Source organism: Xanthomonas campestris pv. badrii (assembly GCF_012848175.1).
Lineage (GTDB): Bacteria > Pseudomonadota > Gammaproteobacteria > Xanthomonadales > Xanthomonadaceae > Xanthomonas > Xanthomonas campestris_C.
In genome coordinates, this window is record NZ_CP051651.1 from 3327920 (window position 1) to 3345394 (window position 17475).

12 protein-coding genes are annotated in these 17475 nt (G+C 65.4%); 2 read left to right on the forward strand and 10 right to left on the reverse strand.

Features of this window, described 5'->3' with window-relative positions; genetic code table 11:
* The first annotated feature begins 1 nt into the window (after window position 1).
* Window positions 2-712, forward strand: coding sequence for a M23 family metallopeptidase (locus tag HG421_RS14020; RefSeq protein WP_169706897.1), 711 nt, complete (start codon window positions 2-4; stop codon window positions 710-712).
* Window positions 713-875: 163 nt separating this feature from the next.
* Here the strand turns inward: HG421_RS14020 and HG421_RS14025 are convergent, their stop codons facing one another.
* Entirely contained in the window at window positions 876-1370 is a 495-nt protein-coding gene (locus HG421_RS14025) for a hypothetical protein (RefSeq protein ID WP_169706898.1), read from the reverse strand.
* Between the two features lie 303 nt (window positions 1371-1673).
* The gene (locus tag HG421_RS14030) at window positions 1674-2435 is read right to left on the reverse strand and encodes an SDR family NAD(P)-dependent oxidoreductase (RefSeq protein ID WP_169706899.1); all 762 of its coding nucleotides are present in this window, start codon (window positions 2433-2435) and stop codon (window positions 1674-1676) included.
* 33 nt (window positions 2436-2468) lie between these two features.
* On the opposite strand from HG421_RS14030, the gene HG421_RS14035 reads away from it, so the two are divergent.
* Complete coding sequence (locus tag HG421_RS14035; protein WP_169706900.1) at window positions 2469-3446, forward strand: LysR family transcriptional regulator; 978 nt, start codon at window positions 2469-2471, stop codon at window positions 3444-3446.
* Window positions 3447-3567: 121 nt separating this feature from the next.
* Here the strand turns inward: HG421_RS14035 and fhuE are convergent, their stop codons facing one another.
* From fhuE to HG421_RS14080, 8 genes are all read right to left on the reverse strand, one after another.
* Window positions 3568-5751 carry a ferric-rhodotorulic acid/ferric-coprogen receptor FhuE gene (gene fhuE, locus HG421_RS14040; protein ID WP_169706901.1) on the reverse strand — a complete coding sequence of 728 codons (2184 nt, stop codon included), beginning with the start codon at window positions 5749-5751 and terminating at the stop codon, window positions 3568-3570.
* A gap of 649 nt (window positions 5752-6400) precedes the next feature.
* Window positions 6401-7705, reverse strand: coding sequence for an IS4 family transposase (locus HG421_RS14045; protein ID WP_168968412.1), 1305 nt, complete (start codon window positions 7703-7705; stop codon window positions 6401-6403).
* Between the two features lie 119 nt (window positions 7706-7824).
* Complete coding sequence (gene tkt, locus HG421_RS14050; RefSeq protein ID WP_169706902.1) at window positions 7825-9825, reverse strand: transketolase; 2001 nt, start codon at window positions 9823-9825, stop codon at window positions 7825-7827.
* 232 nt (window positions 9826-10057) lie between these two features.
* Window positions 10058-11338, reverse strand: coding sequence for a dicarboxylate/amino acid:cation symporter (locus tag HG421_RS14055; RefSeq protein WP_211161727.1), 1281 nt, complete (start codon window positions 11336-11338; stop codon window positions 10058-10060).
* Between the two features lie 1118 nt (window positions 11339-12456).
* The gene (locus HG421_RS14065; protein ID WP_169706903.1) at window positions 12457-14202 is read right to left on the reverse strand and encodes a BatD family protein; all 1746 of its coding nucleotides are present in this window, start codon (window positions 14200-14202) and stop codon (window positions 12457-12459) included.
* On the reverse strand, window positions 14199-16019 hold the full coding sequence (locus HG421_RS14070; protein WP_169706904.1) for a VWA domain-containing protein: 1821 nt from the start codon (window positions 16017-16019) through the stop codon (window positions 14199-14201). Before HG421_RS14070 ends, HG421_RS14065 begins: the two co-directional genes overlap by 4 nt.
* On the reverse strand, window positions 16010-17017 hold the full coding sequence (locus HG421_RS14075; RefSeq protein WP_169706905.1) for a vWA domain-containing protein: 1008 nt from the start codon (window positions 17015-17017) through the stop codon (window positions 16010-16012). The genes HG421_RS14070 and HG421_RS14075 overlap by 10 nt, the downstream gene beginning before the upstream one ends.
* Window positions 17014-17475, reverse strand: a complete 462-nt coding sequence (locus HG421_RS14080; protein WP_169708206.1) for a DUF4381 domain-containing protein — start codon at window positions 17473-17475, stop codon at window positions 17014-17016. The genes HG421_RS14075 and HG421_RS14080 overlap by 4 nt, the downstream gene beginning before the upstream one ends.

Sequence of the window (17475 nt, forward strand, 5' to 3'; positions counted from 1 at the left end):
CATGAAGCTGCTGATGATCCTGATCGCGGGTGTGGCGATCGGCGCCGGTGGTTACTGGTGGCTGGAACGTCATGCACCGGAAGCGAAGGTACCGCCGGCCGCGAGCACGGTTGTACCGCCGTCTACCGGGATGGACCTCGCCGTGGCGCCGTCACCTGCAGCGCCGGAGACAATGCCTGCGACTCCTGTACCTGCGAGTACGACACCAGCGGTCGCCGCGGCGTCGGCTACACCCGCTCCCGCTCCGGTGACAGATACGTCGGCGACAACGGCCGGCTTGCTGATTCCGGTACAGGGCGTCGGCAGCAACCAGCTGCAGGACACCTTTACCGATGCACGCAGCGAAGGCCGTGTGCACGATGCGATCGATATCCTGGCCCCCTCCGGCACACCGGTCCTGGCTGTGGCCGATGGCACGGTCGAAAAGCTGTTCACCAGCGAGCGCGGCGGCCTGACCGTGTATCAGTTCGAGCCCGGCGGCACCTATTGCTACTACTACGCGCACCTGGAGCGCTACGCCGACGGCCTGACAGAGAAGCAAACGATCAAGCGCGGCCAGGTCATCGGCTATGTCGGCAGCACCGGCAACGCCAATCCGGCCGCACCGCATCTGCATTTCGAAATCCATCGGCTCGGGCCGGAAAAACAGTGGTGGAAGGGCGAGGCATTGAATCCCTATCCGGTATTGCATGGCGACCAAGCGTTACCGTGAGATCGTAAATACCTATTGACTCCCAAACGCTTTGATCGCAAGACCGATGCGAAGTCTTGTAATGCACGATTTTTGAAGCGCATTCTTACCGGGCCCTCCTACGTTCCGGTGCCAAACCGCTCGGTCATACCGAGCAGTCCCTGAGCAAATGGCTTCAGCTCATCTACGTTGCAGGAGGACTCGGTGTTCGCCCCTTGTTGATCGTGATGGTCTGGATGTACTCGCCATTTGCCCCATACACGACCACGATACGAACGTAAGCGTCGTCATAGACAACCTGGCTACTGCAAGGACAGGTCGCAGAAGCGGTCACCATCCCCAGTGGTTTTGCATTCGCATCATCGACTACAACCATCGGTGTCTCAGCAGCCGAGCCAAGCGGAAGCTGCTGCTGGGCACCAGGAGTTACCACAATGACTGTCAGCACCTCATCTTTTAATGAATTGATTTGAACATATTTCAACCCATCCTTTTCAAAAGAATAAACCTTGAACAAAGGCGACAGACTGATATTCTTTCCACCCGCTGGAATTTTCTCACCCATCCCACGAATCAGATTGGCGGGGTCTAGGCTTTTCTCTGCAGCACTGGCTTGATTTGGATTTGCAGCCTGGAACGCCACTGCAATGAGCAACAGACACCGAAGCTGGCTTAGCATATAATCTCCTTGTCCGAACCGAAATAGCGGTAAAAATCTAGGGCAACAAGACAGCCAGCGCAAGTGCCGCTCGCCGTAAACTCAATCACTCCAATCTCAGCCGATAAATATAATTAAATTTACATACCCCTTATGCAAAGAGCCTCAGCAGCACAATCCGCGGCTTGCAACGATTGAAATAATTCGCGTCACTCGAAAAAATATTTTTCGCAAAAATTCACAATAAATAATTTATTTTGATTGACAGAACTTGCTAATCTTTAGCGCTTTTCCATTCGAGGCAATGACTGACAGGAAGCGATGCTAGATCAACATTCCGCCAGAGACTTCAATGCGCTGCGCATTGATCCAGCCGGTGCCCGGCGCCAGCAATGCCGCCACCACCGGGCCGATATCGTCCGGCAAGCCGGGACGGCCCAGCGCGGTCACCGAGGCCACCATCGCGTTGATCTGCGCGTTGTCGCGCACGCTGCCGCCATTGAAGTCGGTTTCGATGGCGCCCGGTGCCAGCGTGTTGGCGCGTATGCCACGCGCACCCAATTCCTTCGCCAGGTAGCGGGTGAACACTTCCACCCCGCCCTTCATCATCGCGTAGGCCGACGACCCCGGTAGCGCAAAGCGCGCAAGCCCGCTGGAGACGTTGAGAATGCGTCCGCCATCGGCGATCAGCGGCAACAGTATCTGGGTCAGGAAATACGGCCCCTTCAGATGGAGATTGACCAGCGCGTCGAACTGCGCAGGCGTGGTGTCGGCAATGGCCGCATGCAGGCCGGTACCGGCGTTGTTGACCAGTGCATCGAACTGCGTGCGGCCCCAACCGGCCAGCACGTCCTTCAGCTGCGCAGCAAACGCGGCGAAGGTCTCGGCCTCCGCCACATCCAGCTGGATGGCCTGCGCGCGGCGCCCCAACGCCTGGATCTGCGCAACCACCTCGGCCGCTTCCGTGGCCTGACTGCGGTAGGTCAGCACGATATCGCTGCCCGCCGCAGCGAGCGCGAGTGCGGCGTTGCGGCCCAGGCCGCGGCTGCCGCCGGTGATCACGGTGATGGGGGTAGTGGTGGACATGGAAGTGCTCCGTCGGTAAGTCCCTGCAGCCTATTGCGCTTGCTGTGGCACATAAATCGGCTCACGCTGATTGCACCGTTCAAGATAATCGACCAATCGATGGACACCATGGAATCGCTACGCGCTTTCCTGCGCGTGGCCGAACTCGGCAGCTTCACCCAGGCAGCCGAAACGCTGGGGTTGCCGAAGGCAAGCGTGTCGACCGCCGTGCAACGGCTGGAAGCCTCGCTAGGCACCCAGCTCCTGCATCGCACCACACGGCGCGTGCAACTCACCGGCGATGGCAGCGCGTTCTACCAGCGCAGCCGCGATCTGCTGGACGACATGGACGAGCTGCAAGGCATGTTTCAGCGCGAGCGCGGCCAGTTGCGCGGTCGGTTGCGGGTGGATATGTCGGCCGGCATCGCACGCAATTTCGTGATTCCGGCCCTGCCCGCGTTTCTCGCGCAGCACCCGCAGCTGGAGGTAGAGATCAGCGGCACCGACCGCCGCGTGGACGTGGTGCGCGAAGGCTTCGATTGCGTGCTGCGGGTCGGCACGCTGGAAGACACCAGCCTGGTCGCGCGTCCGCTGGGCGCGTTCCGGATCGTCAGCTGTGCCAGCGCCGGGTATCTCGCCCTTCGCGGTACACCGCAGTGCCTGGACGATCTGGCCCGGCACGATCTGGTGCACTACGTGCCAACGCTGGGGCAACGCTCGCCGGGCTTCGAATACCACGATGGTCAGGCCTACCGGTTGCTGCCGATGCGTGGGCCGGTCACGGTGAACAACGGCGATGGCTATCTTGCCGCGGCGCTGGCCGGGCTTGGCATCATCCAGGCTCCGGCCAGCCCGCTGCGCCCACATCTGGATAGCGGTGCATTGGTGGAGATCCTGCCCGAACTGGCTGCCGACCCAATGCCGGTCACCCTGCTGTATGCGCAGCGCCGTCATCTCCCGCAGCGCGTGCGTGCCTTCATGGACTGGGTGGCGGAGGTGATGGCACCGCATCTGCAGCCGCTGGTGCCTTGAACGACTGTCATGCGTGCGCGCGGCAACAGCGCAGGCCAACAAAACAGCACAGGCCTCCTCGGCAGGACGCCTGTGCCGGTTTCACGCATCGGGCGTCACAGACGCCCGATGCCGTGTTTCCTCAGAACGTGTAGTTGAAGGTCAGCATGCCGTTGCGCGAGGCGCCCCATGCGCCATAGCCACCGTTGAACTGCGCGTAGTAGCGCTTGTCGAGCAGGTTATCGACGTTCAGCTGCACCGAGAACTGCGGCGACAGGCGATAGCGCGCGAATGCGCTGACCAAGGCGTAGGCACTTTGCTGGAAGGTGCCGTACATCGGGTCCACGTAGTAAGAGCGGTTCTGCCAGTTGACGCCGCCACCCACGGTCAGGTCGCTCCACGCACCTTGCGGGGTGTAGCTATTGAACAGCTTGAGGGTGGTGCGCGGCAGATGGGTGTTGATCGAGGTGCCGCTGTCGTCGCGCGCGGTGTAGTGGGAGGCACCGAAGGTGGCATTCCAGCCCTGGGTCAGGCGCCCGGACACCTCGAAATCGAAGCCTTCGCTGACCACGCCGTTGGCGGCCACGAACGCGGACTCGCTGCTGCCCGGCACAAAGCCGCCGGTGGCCACACCCAGGTTGTCCTGCTCGATGCGGAACAAGGCAAGCGAAGCATTGAGCTGATCATCGAACCACGCGGCCTTGACGCCGGCTTCGTAGCCCTTTCCGCTCAGCGGATCCAGGTAGCCGCCGTTGGCATCGCGCAAGGTCTGCGGGTTGAAGATTTCGGTGTAGCTGACGTAGGTCGACCACACATCATCGATGGCGTAGACCAGACCGGCGTACGGGGTGACTTCGGTCTGGCTATCGGAGAACGGCACTAGCCCCTGCGCCGCATCGGCGTTGCCGCCATCGATCTGCCAATCGGTATAGCGCGCGCCCACCAGCAGCGTCAGTGGATCGGCCAGCGAGAAGCGTGCGGCCACGTAGGCGGCCTTCTGCTTGATGGTGCCTTCGCTCTGCACCGTGCGCGGGCTCCAGTTCGGCTCGGGATAGGCACCATTCCAGCCGAAATAGCTGGTCAGCGGCGCCGGAAAGTCGAAGGTGCCGTTGTTGACGTACTCGCGGCGGTTGTAGCTGGCGCCGGCCACCAACTGATGCTCGCGCCCGAACAGCTGGAACGGACCTTCCGCATAGACATCGGCGCCATCGGCCTTGCGCTCGGTCTGGTAGTTGCCCGAATAAGGCACCACGCCGCCGCCAGTGGCACGGTCGAAACCGAAGATCGTGTAGAACGGATAGAACAGGTGGTTGGCCGCTTCGGTCTTCTCGTGGCTCACATTGGCCTTCAGCAACCAGCCGCTGTCGAAGCTCTGCTGCAGGCTGGCGAAGGTGCGCTGCAGGCGCGTGTCCCAGAACGTCCAGTCGGCGGCCGGGTTGAACGAACGCTCGTAGTTGGTGCGGGTGCCATCGCTGAAGAACAGCGGGAAACCGCCCCAGGTGACATCGTCCGATTCCTTCTTCTGGTATTCGTAGCCCACGCTCAGCAAGGTGCTGTCGGTGAGGTCGGCGTCGATGATCGCCGAGCCGATCTTCTTGCGCAGGTTGTAGCGATCCATGTCCGATTCGCCGTCCTGGTAGACGCCGATCACGCGCGCACGCACGGTGCCTTCAGGGCTCAGCGGCACGGTGACATCGGCCACGCTGCGGGTCTTGTTGAAGTCGCCGCCGCCCACCGACACGGTGCCGGTGAAGTCGCGGCTCACTGCATGCTTGCGCACCAGATTGATCGACGCCGACGGGTTGCCCGAGCCGGTCAACAACCCGGTCGCACCGCGCACCACTTCCACGCGGTCGTACAACGCCACGTCCAGCGCCGAATCGCCGTAGCTCCAGGCCTGTTCCATGTACGCCGGAATGCCGTCGAACTGGTAGTTGTCGATGTAGAAACCACGCGCGTAGAACTCCAGCCGCTCGCTGTCGCTCTGCGCGACCGAAATGCCGGAGACGTTGTTGAGTACGTCGGTGATGCTCTGCAGGTTCTGGTCGTCCATGCGCTCGCGCGTGACCACCGTGACCGACTGCGGAATCTCGCGCAGCGACAGGTTCATGCGCGTGCCGGCGGTGGTCTTTTCCACCGTGTAGCCCTTGGCCTGCTCGCCCTGCACATTGAGCCGATCCAGGGTGGTGACCTCCGCATCGCCGGCCAGCGTTTCGGCCAACGCCTGCCCTGCCGACAGGGTGCACAGCGCGGCGATCACCGCATGCGACAGCGCGCGTGGGCGCAGCGCAATGGGAAGGAGACGCATTACGGTAGGACGATTCATCACAACTCCGGCACAGACAGTCGAGGGCACCATCACGGCAGTGCCGGACGGCGAACAAAGGGGGGAGGACGCACCACGCAAGCGCGGCAGCGCACCATTTTAATGGGAATGATTCACATTTTAAATAGCTGGATTGACATCTATTTCGCACTGCGTGATACAAGCGAGCGCTACCAAGGTGGAAGGCGCATCCGCTCCAACCGCAGCCATTGCAGCCGAGCTCGCATAGACGCGACACGCGGAGCGGGAGCCGCTGAACAGGTGGCTGATGCAATCACCTGCAGTTGGTCGGGCTGGCAGGCGAGCATGGGCCCGCAGATCGACCTGCGCGCACTCGGGCGCCGTTCGCCATGCCGGTCCAGCTGATTCAGGGCGAGCAGGATCTGGTCACTCCGGCACACATCGGCAACGCTCATTTCGATGGTCTTTCTGCACCAAGCAAGGAATTCGTGCCGCTGCCACGCACAGGACACGCCCCCGAGTCCGCCGATGATGGACGCACAGCTGAAGGTGCTGACCAGGATCCGTGCAGCGGCGCTGGCCGACGATGCGCACTGAAACACGCAAGGTGTCCGTTGAACGATGACGGACCGCGCATCGCTCGCGAGATCCAACAAAAAAAAGCCGACTTTCGCCCAATGCCAGTCAGTTAACGCTGATTGGCATTTTTCGTAGGAAACTTCGAAGTGCGGTTCTTGACGACTCTGGGGAAGCTTCGTTCGGTGCGGCGTGGTGGCAGCACGAAGTGCCTGGACTGTGCCAACAAGGCCGTCAGTTGCCTGGGCAGGGTGCCCGCCGAATCCAGGCTCGGGACCGCCAGCAGGTTGACGATGGCATAGCTGGCTGTGTGGAAGCTGATGCGCTGGGGCTCCACCTTGGCGTGAGCGGCCATCTCTCGCATCCAGCGCCGCAGCAGTGTGTAGGCGATCAGCACGCCCCACAGTTCCTGGCGCACCAGCGCGGGCTGCTTGCTGCGCAGTACCGGTTCGCCCTCCTGCAGCGACTGCTTGATCTCGCGGAATCCCAACTCGATCTCCCAGCGCTGGCGATAGAGCTCGGCCAAGGCATGGGCTGGATGCGTGTGGGGACACGGCAACGAGGTGATGAAGCGCCGTAGCCGCCCACCTACGCTGACCTCGATCAGGCGCGCCTGCCAGTGGCTGGGCAATTCCGGACGTGCCTTGCGCGCTTGTGGCGAGACCGGCATGCGGATGCGTGCATCGCCGGGCGCGAGTTGTTCGACGATCTCATGGCGCAGGTTGTCCCGGGCCCGCATCAGCCAGTGACGCTGCGTGCCCGCAGCCTGCCAGTCCAGCAGGAACGCGGCCGAGAAGTACGCTCGGTCAAATAGCGTCACCGAGTGGTCCTGGCCCTGCAGCTGCGCCGCCAGGCTCAGTTCACCGCAGTCCATGCCGCCGAGCTTGGCGTCGAGCAGCTCGTGGCTGTGGGTATCCATCAGGCAGGTGGCGCGAATCTGCGGCCAGGACAAGGGACCATGCTGGTTGCTGCAGCTGCCGAGGTCGGCTCGATTCTCCGCAGTGTCCGGTGCTGCCCAGACCACGCCGTCCACCGCCAGCACGCGCAGTGGCCGCTGCGTATCCACCGGTGTGCGGCTCCAGGCCCGGGTCAATAGACCGAACAGTTCGGCCAGGGGTTCTTCTCCCAGGCGCTGGCGGGCCTGCACGCTGGCACTCGGCGCGGGCAGCGCTTGTGCGTCCAGGCTCAGATCGAGCTGCTGCACCACCTGCCACAGTGGTCGGTCACGAAACAGCGCCAGTCCGATCACCAGCCACACGGCATGTTCGGCCGGCAGCTTGCGCCGCCGGATCGACGCCTTGCCGCTAGTCGCCAGCGCCTGCTCGATCCAGGCCGGCTCTATCAATGTGCTGAGTTGGTCGAGTCGATCAGGGACTCGCGGTAACGTCTCGCGCAGAGCGCTCGCAAACAGGCTCATCAAGCAAAAAAGGGAACGTGTTGAACACGTTCCCTTTTTACTGGATCAGCTCCCCTCGGGGCTTAACTGACTGGCATTGGACTTTCGCCGGCTTTTTCTTTCAAGCACCACGCAAGGCTTTACAGCGCCTTGGCTGCCGCAACCACATGCTCGGCGGTGATCTTGAAGTACGCATACAGCTGATCGGCCGGTGCCGAGGCACCGAAGGTGTCGATGCCGACCACATCGCCATCCAGGCCCACGTACTTGCGCCAGAAGCCGGTCACGCCCGCTTCCACCGCCACGCGCTTGCGCACGGCGTTCGGTAGCACCGACTCACGGTAGGCCGCATCCTGGCGATCGAACACATCGGTCGACGGCATCGACACCACGCGCGTCTTGATGCCCGCCGCATCCAGCGTCTTCTTGGCTTCCACCGCCAGGCCGACTTCCGAACCGGTGCCGATCAGTATCACGTCGGGCGTGCCGCCTTCGGCATCGGCCAGCACGTAGCCACCGCGTTCGATCAGCTTGATCTGCTCGGCGCTGCGCGGCTGGTGCTGCAGATTCTGGCGACTGAAGATCAGGCAGCTCGGGCCATCCTTGCGGGTGATCGCAGCCTTCCAGCTCACCGCCGATTCCACCGCATCGCCCGGGCGCCACACATCGTTGTTGGGGATGTAGCGCAGCGAGGCCAGGTGTTCCACCGGCTGATGGGTCGGGCCGTCTTCGCCCAGGCCGATCGAGTCGTGCGTATACACGTGGATGGCATGCGCCGGGTTCAGCGCGCTCATGCGCACGCCGTTGCGCGCGTAATCGCTGAACACCAGGAAGGTGGCGTCGAACGGAATGAAGCCGCCATGCAGCGCCAGGCCATTGGCAATGGCGGTCATGCCGAACTCGCGCACGCCGTAATACACGTAGTTGGCGTCCGGGTCGTCGGTGGCCACCGACTTGCTGGCCTTCCACAAGGTCAGGTTGGAATGGGCCAGGTCGGCCGAGCCGCCGATCAACTCGGGCAGCAGCGGCGCGAAGGCTTCGATCGCCAGCTGCGAGGCCTTGCGCGAGGCGATGGTCTGGCCTTCTTGCTGCGCCTTGGCGATGTAGGCATCGGCCTGGGCGATGAAGTCGGCCGGCAGCTCGCCGTGCGAGCGGCGGGTCAGCTCATCGGCTTCGCTGGCGTACTGCTTGGCGTACTTGTCGAACAGCTGTTCCCACTCGGCCTGGCGCAGCGTGCCGGTGCCGCCGGCGCGCCAGCCGGCGTAGATCTCTTCGGGAATCTCGAACGGGCCATACGGCCATTCCAGTGCCTTGCGCGCGCCTTCCAGCTCGTCCTTGCCCAGCGGTGCGCCGTGCGAGGATTCCTTGCCGGCCTTGGTCGGCGCACCGAAGCCGATCTTGGTGCGGCAGCAGATCAGCGTGGGCTTGTCGCCGTTGTCCAGCGCGGCCTCGATCGCCGCCTTGATCTTCTCGGCGTCGTGCCCGTCCACGTCACGGATCACGTGCCAGCCATAGGCTTCGAAACGCGCCGGGGTGTCGTCGCTGAACCAGCCGGCGGTGTTGCCGTCGATGGAGATCTGGTTGTTGTCCCAGAACGCCACCAGCTTGCCCAGGCCCCAGGTGCCGGCCAGCGAGGCGGCTTCGTGCGAAATGCCTTCCATCAGGCAGCCATCGCCCATGAACACCCAGGTGCGGTGATCGACGATTTCAAGCTCCGGGCGGTTGTAGCGCTGCGCCAGCAACTTCTCGGCCAGCGCGAACCCGACTGCGTTGGCGAACCCCTGGCCGAGCGGGCCGGTGGTGGTCTCCACGCCGGGGGTTTCGCTGCGCTCCGGGTGGCCGGCGGTCTTGCTGTGCAGCTGGCGGAACTGCTTGAGCTGCTCGATCGGCAGGTCGTAGCCGGACAGGTGCAGCAAGGCGTACTGCAACATCGAGCCGTGCCCGTTGGACAGCACGAAACGGTCGCGGTTGAACCACTGCGGGTTGTTGGGGTTGTGCCGGTAGAAGTCGTTCCACAGCACTTCGGCGATATCGGCCATGCCCATGGGCATGCCGGGGTGGCCGGACTTGGCGGCTTCGACCGCATCTGCGGCAAGAAAACGGATGGCGTTGGCCAGCTGGCGGCGGGTGGGCTGGGTCATGGGCGTCTATGGAAGCGGAGGGGAACACCGCTGGAAGCGGAGAGCCCTATTCTCCCATACACAGCGTTACGGGAATCGGGAGTCGGGAATGGGGAATCGGATGCAGCGTTGCGGGTTGGCCGCTAACGCCACTCGCACCGCAACCCCTGCAGCGGTACGGGATGACCTCCCATCAGACGTCCCGATCGCAACAGCCCGCTTTACCCATTCCCGATTCCCGATTCCCTATTCCCTATTCCTCGCCCTTGGCCACCAGGGTCGTCAGCGCCAGATCGCCCGTGACATTGAGCGCCGTGCGGCACATGTCCAGGAAGTGATTGACGCCCAGGATCATGCCGATGCCCACCGGGTTGACCCCCACCATCGCGCAGATCAGCGCCACCACCGGCAGCGAGCCGGACGGCACGCCAGCGGTGCCGATCCCGCCCAGGATGCAGACCAGCATCACCATGAATTGCTGGCCGACGCTCAGGTCCACGTTGAAGAACTGCGCCAGGAAGATCACCGTCACGCCCTCGAACAACGCGGTGCCGTTCTGGTTGGCGGTGGCGCCCACCGTCAGCACGAAGCGCGACACCCGCGGCGGCAGGCCCATTTCGTCGGCCACGCGCAGGGCGGTGGGCAGGGTCGCGTTGCTGGACGCAGTGGAGAACGCCATCAATGTGGCTTCCTGCGTCTGCTTGAAGAAGCCCAGCGGCGAGCGCCCGGCGAACTTCACCGCCAGCCCGTAGCTCACCACCATGTGCAGCCCCAAGGCCAGCACCACCACGCCCACGTAGGCGCCCAGGCGGATCAACAGATCGAAGCCGAACAACGCGGCCAGGTTGAACATGAAGCAGGCCACCGCATACGGGGCCAGGCGGATCACCAGGCCGATCAGGGTCATCGAGATCTCGAAGATGCCTTCGATCCCGCGCCGCAGCGTGGCGACCTTTTCATCGGCGGTCAGCACCATGCCGACGCCGAACATCACCGCGAAGAACATCAGCGACAGGATGGCGCCATTGCTGGACGCGGCGGAGATCACGTTGCTGGGCACGATCGACAGCAGCATGTCCATGCCCTGCGGCTGGGTGCCGGAGCTGGAAATGATCTCGCGGGTGCGCTCGGCGTTCTGCTGGATCAGCTGATTGGCCAGTTGCGGGTCCACGCCGGCACCGGGCTTGAGCACATTGACCAGCACCAGGCCCAGCAGCACCGCGATGCCGGACAGCACCACGGTGTAGCCCAAAGTGCGCCAACCCACGCGCCCCAGCGCGCGGATGTCGCCCATGTCGGAGATGCCCATCACCAGCGCCGAAAACAGCAGCGGCACGATCAGCATGAAGATCAGATTGAGGAAGACCTGCGAGAACGGCGTGGTGACGTACCTGGTCGCCAGGCGCACCCACTCGGCATCGCTACCGGCCAGATAGTAGACGGCCAGACCCAGCACCAGGCCCACGGCAAAGCCAATACCCATCTTCCAATGCAGGGGCAGGCCCGGGCGGCGTGCGGCTGGGGATGCAGTCATCTGGTCGGCCTTGGTGTGAACACAAAGACCTGAGCTTAACAAACGCCAAGGATACGGCCACATACCCGGTGTGTCCTGCACGTCTGCTTCGGGTAGGTGCGCGTCTCGATGGTGGGCGGGCAAAAGCCCTGCAGCAAACGCAAAGACGTTGAGTGCGCGGCCCCTCACCGCTCGCGGGACACGCCGTTAAGCCATCCATGGGGACTCGATGGCGGCATCCATGCCGCCAACGGTCCCGCAAGCGGCGAGGACACCACACCAGACAGTTTGCTTGCGGCTTTATTGAACTCTGCACACCGACCAACTTGACTGGTCCTTGCCCGCTCACCGTCGCGTGACCTTGAGCGGATGCCGCGCTAGAGCTTACGTGGACGTACTTGCAGCGTGTCCCGCGATGGTGGGCGGGCAAGGGCCCTGCAGCAAACACGAAGACCTCGAGTGTGCGGTGCCCTCACCGCTCGCGGGACACGCTGTGAATCCACCCCTGGACGCTCCGTGGCGGCATCCATGCCGCCACAGGGTCCCGCAAGCGGCAAGGACACCGCACCATGACGTTGGTCGGCGCTTGCTTGGAAGAGCTGATCGCGGCGCGCGCGCTGACGTGCCGATGCAGGCGTGCGCATTCGCATCAAACAGGCGTTGGTGCAAAAGCGCGAAGCGTAGCCAGCAAGCACCATGGATCGCACAGCGACGTAGTGCACTGCTCGCCTATGTACACCGACCAACGCGACTGGTCCTTGCCCGCTTACCGTCGCAGGACCCTTGGCGGCATGGATGCCGCCAAAGAGCCTACAGGGACGTACTTGCGGCGTGTCCTGCGATGGTGAGCGGACAAGGGCCCTGCATGCAGCCCAATGGCAGACGCAATGCCTTGCCCTCGGCAACACAGCAGAGATCCGGAACCAAGCGCGGCTAACGAAACGCAGCGAGCGGTTGCCAGATGGATGTGGCGACGCGCTCAGAATCGCAGTGCAGGAATGAAGCGAGTTTCGAGCGCCAGCCACGCCCGCCTGGCGACCGCATCATCGTTGTTCGCTGATCCAAGCGCTATGGCGATGCACAACGAGGCGCCGCTTCCTGATCCTCAGTCGCTGCCGATGCCCACACCGCGCAGGCGATCAAGGCGCCGGCGGATACAACGGCGCCAGCACCTCGGGCTCGGCGGCGCTTGCGTGATGCCAGCGCGGCCCCTTGGCGAATGCCTCGCGCAACGCCGCGCGGGCACCGGCCACATCGCCGTCGCCGCCCCAGCGCGCACGTTGCATCCGCGCCACGGCCGCGCGCTGGGCGGGGTCGGCCAGGGCGGCCAGCACGCTGTCGATATCGGCGACACCGGCCATGCCACAGAGCACGGTTGCCACCTCGTCCATCCCGCCGGCATCCAGCGCGCGGCGTAACTCGGCTACGCCGTGCGTGGCGCGCCGGCCCGGCATGACGATCTCTGCGCCGTGGGCGCCGGACGCCGTGCGCGGTGCGCCACGTCGGCGCAGCAGCGCCCATGCCAGCGTGAGCACCCACAGCAGCGCGAAGCCTGCCGCTGCAACGATCCATGCCCAGGGGCGCCCCTGCGGCGGCGGCTGCGCCTGCAGCGCGCCGGTGGCCGCTGCAGGCGCAGGACCAGCGGCCGCCGGACCTGCAGCCGGCGCAGGTGCAGGTGCCGGCACCGCGAACGCACCGCTGCCTGCCGCGACGTCCAGCGTCAGGTCCGGCACGGTTGCCGTCCTGGCCGCGGCCGCACCCACATCCCACCACGCCACCTGCAGGCCGGGCACGACCAGCGGGCCGGCGCGGTTGGGCACGATCGAATAGCGCCGGGTCAGCCGCAACTGCGGCGAGCCGTCCACGAACCGTTCTTCGTATTGCGGCGGTTCGGCGAACACCTGCGCATCCGGCACGCTCGGCGTGGGCAGCTCGGGGAACTGTGCCTGAGTGGCACCACGTGCACTGGCTTCCACCACGAACTGCGCGGCCTCGCCGGCAGTGGCGCGCTGCGGGGTGGCCGTATACCGCAACTGCAGGCTGCGCAGCGGCAACCAGGGTTGCGGCGCGTTGGCCGGCTGCGCCCGCACCTGCAGCGCGATGCTGGCGCTGCGCGCGCTCAGCTCGCCGTTGCCGCGGCCGAAGTAATCGTCGAAGAAACCGCCCACCGAGCGGCCAGTAAACCGCGCCGGCGGCAGCAGCAGACGCCCGCTACGCTCGGGCACCAGCAGATAGCGCCGCTCCACCACGTTGTATTGACGCCCGTTGACCAGCTTGACCGAACTGACGTCATCGCCAACGCGTTGCAACGACGCACCATCGGGCGCTTCCAGATCCAGCTCGCCGGAGGCCAGCTGGTTGGCGAAATACAGCCGCACCACCACGCCCACGCTTTGCTGCACGAAGGGCTGCGGGTCGTCCACCTGGGTCTGGACGAAGGCCTCTTCGTTGCCCTGCGCCGCGCTGGGCCCGTTCGCGGCAGCGGCGCCGCTGTCTGCGGCCTCGTTTGCCGAACCCACCACCTGCAGCCGCAGCGGCTCGGTGCGCTCGCCGCCGACGCGAATCGCCGGCACGATCACCTCACCGCTCTTGCGCGGGGTCAGCACCACGCCGAACAACGCGCGGACCGTCACCCCGCCATTGGCCACCTGCATCTGCTGATTGGCGCTCTTGGCGCCCAGCGCGAAGTCGTTACGCAACGGCGCGTAGTCCGGATCGACACCGCGCTGATCGGTTTCGATGTTCAACGTCACCGCATCGCCGCTATTGACGCTGTCGCGGTCCAGCCAGGCGCGCGTCACCGCACCCGCCGGTGCGCAGAACACCAGCGCGGCGCTGCTCAGCATGCCGATGGCCACGCGGCGCAAGTGGTATCTGCCGATCATCGTCCGTCCCGTTGCCTGCGTTCGTATTCCAGCCTGAATTTGGTCCGCAGCAGGCTGCCCGGATCGTCCGGCACCCGCCGCAACCATGCATCCACCGCCTGGCGCTGTTCGCGTTGTTCCGGCGTTTCGTCCGCCACCGCCGCTTCCGCCTTGCCCTTGGCATCGGCGCCCTTGTCGCCGGCCTGCGCCATGGCCTGCTGCATCTTGCGGCGCTGCGCTTCGTCGGCCTGTTGCTGCGCCTTGGCATCGGCCGACTGCGGTGGTGCGTCCTGCGTGTTCGGCTCGCCCTTGCCATCGCTGGACTGCGGGGCCTGCGTCTTTCCATCCTTCGACTCAGGCGTGGCAGACGATGGATCCTTGCCCTCCTGCTTGCCTTGCGCGTCCTGCGGCGGCTGTCCGTTCTGGCCCGCGCCCTGAGTGCTGCGCTGGTTCTGGCCGGCCTTGTTCTGCCCGGATCGATTCTGATCCCTGGACTTGCCCTGCCCGTCCTTGCTGCCCTGCTGCTGGCGCTTGCGCGCCGCATCGACCGCAGCGCGATTGGCGATGGCATCGGCCTGGTTCGGATGGTGCTTGAGCGCGCGATCGTAGGCCGCAATCGCCTCGTCGTAGCGGCCTTGCCGCGCCAGTGCATTACCGAGGTTGTAAAGACCTTCGTCGGTCGGCACGTGTTCGAAGGCCTTTTGCGCGGCGGCGAAATCACCACGCCGGTAGGCCTGCACGCCAGCATCCAGGCGTTGCTGCTGTACCTGGTCGGCGCGTTGCCACAGCGTGCCATCGGCCGCCCGTGCAGGCTGGGCCAGCGGAAGGACGCACACCAGCGCCAGCACTGCCACCACCGCACGCCGACGGAATGCCAGCAATGCCAGCGCCATCACCGGCAACAGCAGCCAATAGCCTTCGTCCAGCCAGGTCTTGCCGCCGTTGGCGTCGACGCTCTCGTCGGCCAACGACTGTTGCGCGGGATCGAGTACGCCCAGCGCCTGCAGATCCGCGTCATCGGGCGTGATGCGCGCATAGCGCCCGCCCCCCTGACCTGCCAGATCGCGCAGGGCGGGTTCGTCCAGCCGTGCCTGCGCGATCTCGCCACTTGCGGTGCGATAGGCAGCGCCGCGCGCACTGCCCACGCCCAGGGCCGACACGCGGAATCCCCGCGCACGCGCGGTGCGTGCCGCACTTTCTGCCGAGCCGTCCGCGCCGTCGCTCAGCAGCAGGATCTCGCCCTGCTTGAAGCCGGCCTGTTGCAGCAGGCGAGTCGCCGCATCGATGGCGCGGTCGGCGCGTTTGCCATCCACCGGCATCACCGATGGCGAGAGCGCGTCCAGAAACAGGGCCACATTGCTGGCGTCTTCGGTCAACGGGGCGACGGTAAAGCTTTCGCCGGCATACACCAGCAGCGCGACGTCGCCGCCGGCGCGCTTGCGCAGCAGCGTGGCCAGCTTCGCGCGCGCCTGCAGCAGGCGCGATGGCGGCAGATCGGTTGCATTGCTGCTGGAGGACAGATCCAGCACCACCACCAGGGGCATGTTCGAGTGGAAGGTCGGCCGCTCGGTCTGCCGCCAGCTGGGCCCGCTCATCGCCACCACCGCAAGCGCGTAGGTCATAGCGGCCAGCACGAAGCCCAGCCAGCCGCGTCGGCCACCGGCGACCAGCAAACCCGGCAATAGATGCGCGTCCACGCTCTGCCGCCAGGCGTTGGCGCTGCGGCGCCGCAGTTGCCACAGCACAGCCGCCGGCACGATCGCCAGCAGCGCCCACAGCCACTCCGGACGCAGCAGATGCAACGCGGCGAGCGGCCCGGCCAGCGCAGTCATTGCCATCTCCGCGGCAACACGAATGCCAGCAACGCGACCATCAAGGCCGCACCCAGTGGCCAGTAGTAGCGCTCCACGCGTGGCTGCACCGACGGGCCCAGCGCCTTCACCGGCTCCAGGCGATCGAGCTCGGCGTAGATGCCGGCCAGCTCTGCGGTATCGCGTGCGCGGAAGAAGCGCCCGCCGGTCTGCTGGGCGATCTTGCGCAGCCCCTCCTCATCGATATCGTCGTTGCCGCCGGCCGGAATCGGCACGCCGAACAACGAATAGCCGCCGCTGCCGCCGAAGGCAATCGTGTGCACGCGCACCCCTTCGGCCTTGGCGAGTTCGGCCGCCTTCAGGGGATTCACTACGCCGGCGGTGTTGACGCCATCGGTGAGCAACACCACCACGCGCTGGCCCTGCTCCTGCTCGCGCAGCCGTTTGACCGACAGTGCAATGGCATCGCCGATGGCGGTCTCGCGCCCGGCCAGCCCCACCACGCTGTCGGCCAGTTGATCGCGCACGGATGTCAGGTCCGCAGTCAACGGGGTGAGCGCATAGGCGCGCTGTCCGAACACCAGCAGGCCGACACGATCGCCATCGCGGCGATCGAGAAAATCCGACAACACCGCCCTGGCCGCGGTCAGGCGGTCCACCACGTTGCCGCCCAGCACCATGTCCGGTTCGCTCATGCTGCCGGACAGGTCCACCGCCAGCATCATCTGCCGCGCCTCACGCGGCGGCTGGATGACCTCACCCAATTGCTGCGGGCGCGCCAACGCGGCGCACAGCAGGAACCAGCCCAGCCAGGCCAACCAGCGCGGCATCCGCAGCGCGGGCACACGCTGCGCCTGCGCGACCGCGTGCACTTGATCGGCATACGGCACGCGCAATGCCGCCGCATCGGCGGCGCGGCGCGGCCAGAACCACATCAGCAGCGGCAGCGGCATCAGCCACCACGCCCACGGCCAGGCGCAATGCGCCAGCGCGTCCTGCCATTGCGACCACTGCAGCCAGTTCATCGTCGCCCCCGCATCAGCGCCAGGAAGCGTTGCCGCGCCAGCGCCTGGACGGCCTCGATGTCGGCCACCGCCGGCGTGCGCTGGAATCCCCCCTCGAGCACCGCGCGCCCTGGCCCCTGCGAGAACGCCTGCGTCTTGCTCTTGCGGCCGTCCAGGAACTGCAGCCATGCCTCGCCCTGCAGGCGGTCGGCGTTCGCATCCACCGTGCGTGCCGCACGTCGCAGCAACGCCGACAGCGTCGCCAGGCGCTGCGCCGGCGTCGCCGCGCGTTGCAGCTCGGTATCGAACGCCGCCAACCAGCGGCGTTGCTGGCGGCGACGGCGCCACCACCAGCACCAAGCACCGGCCACCACCAGCGCGACAACCGCGATGACCAGCCACCAGCCCGGCGCCAGCGGCCACCAGCCCGGCGACGGCGGCAGGTGCACGTCGCGCAGCGGGAGCGATTGCGGTGCCAT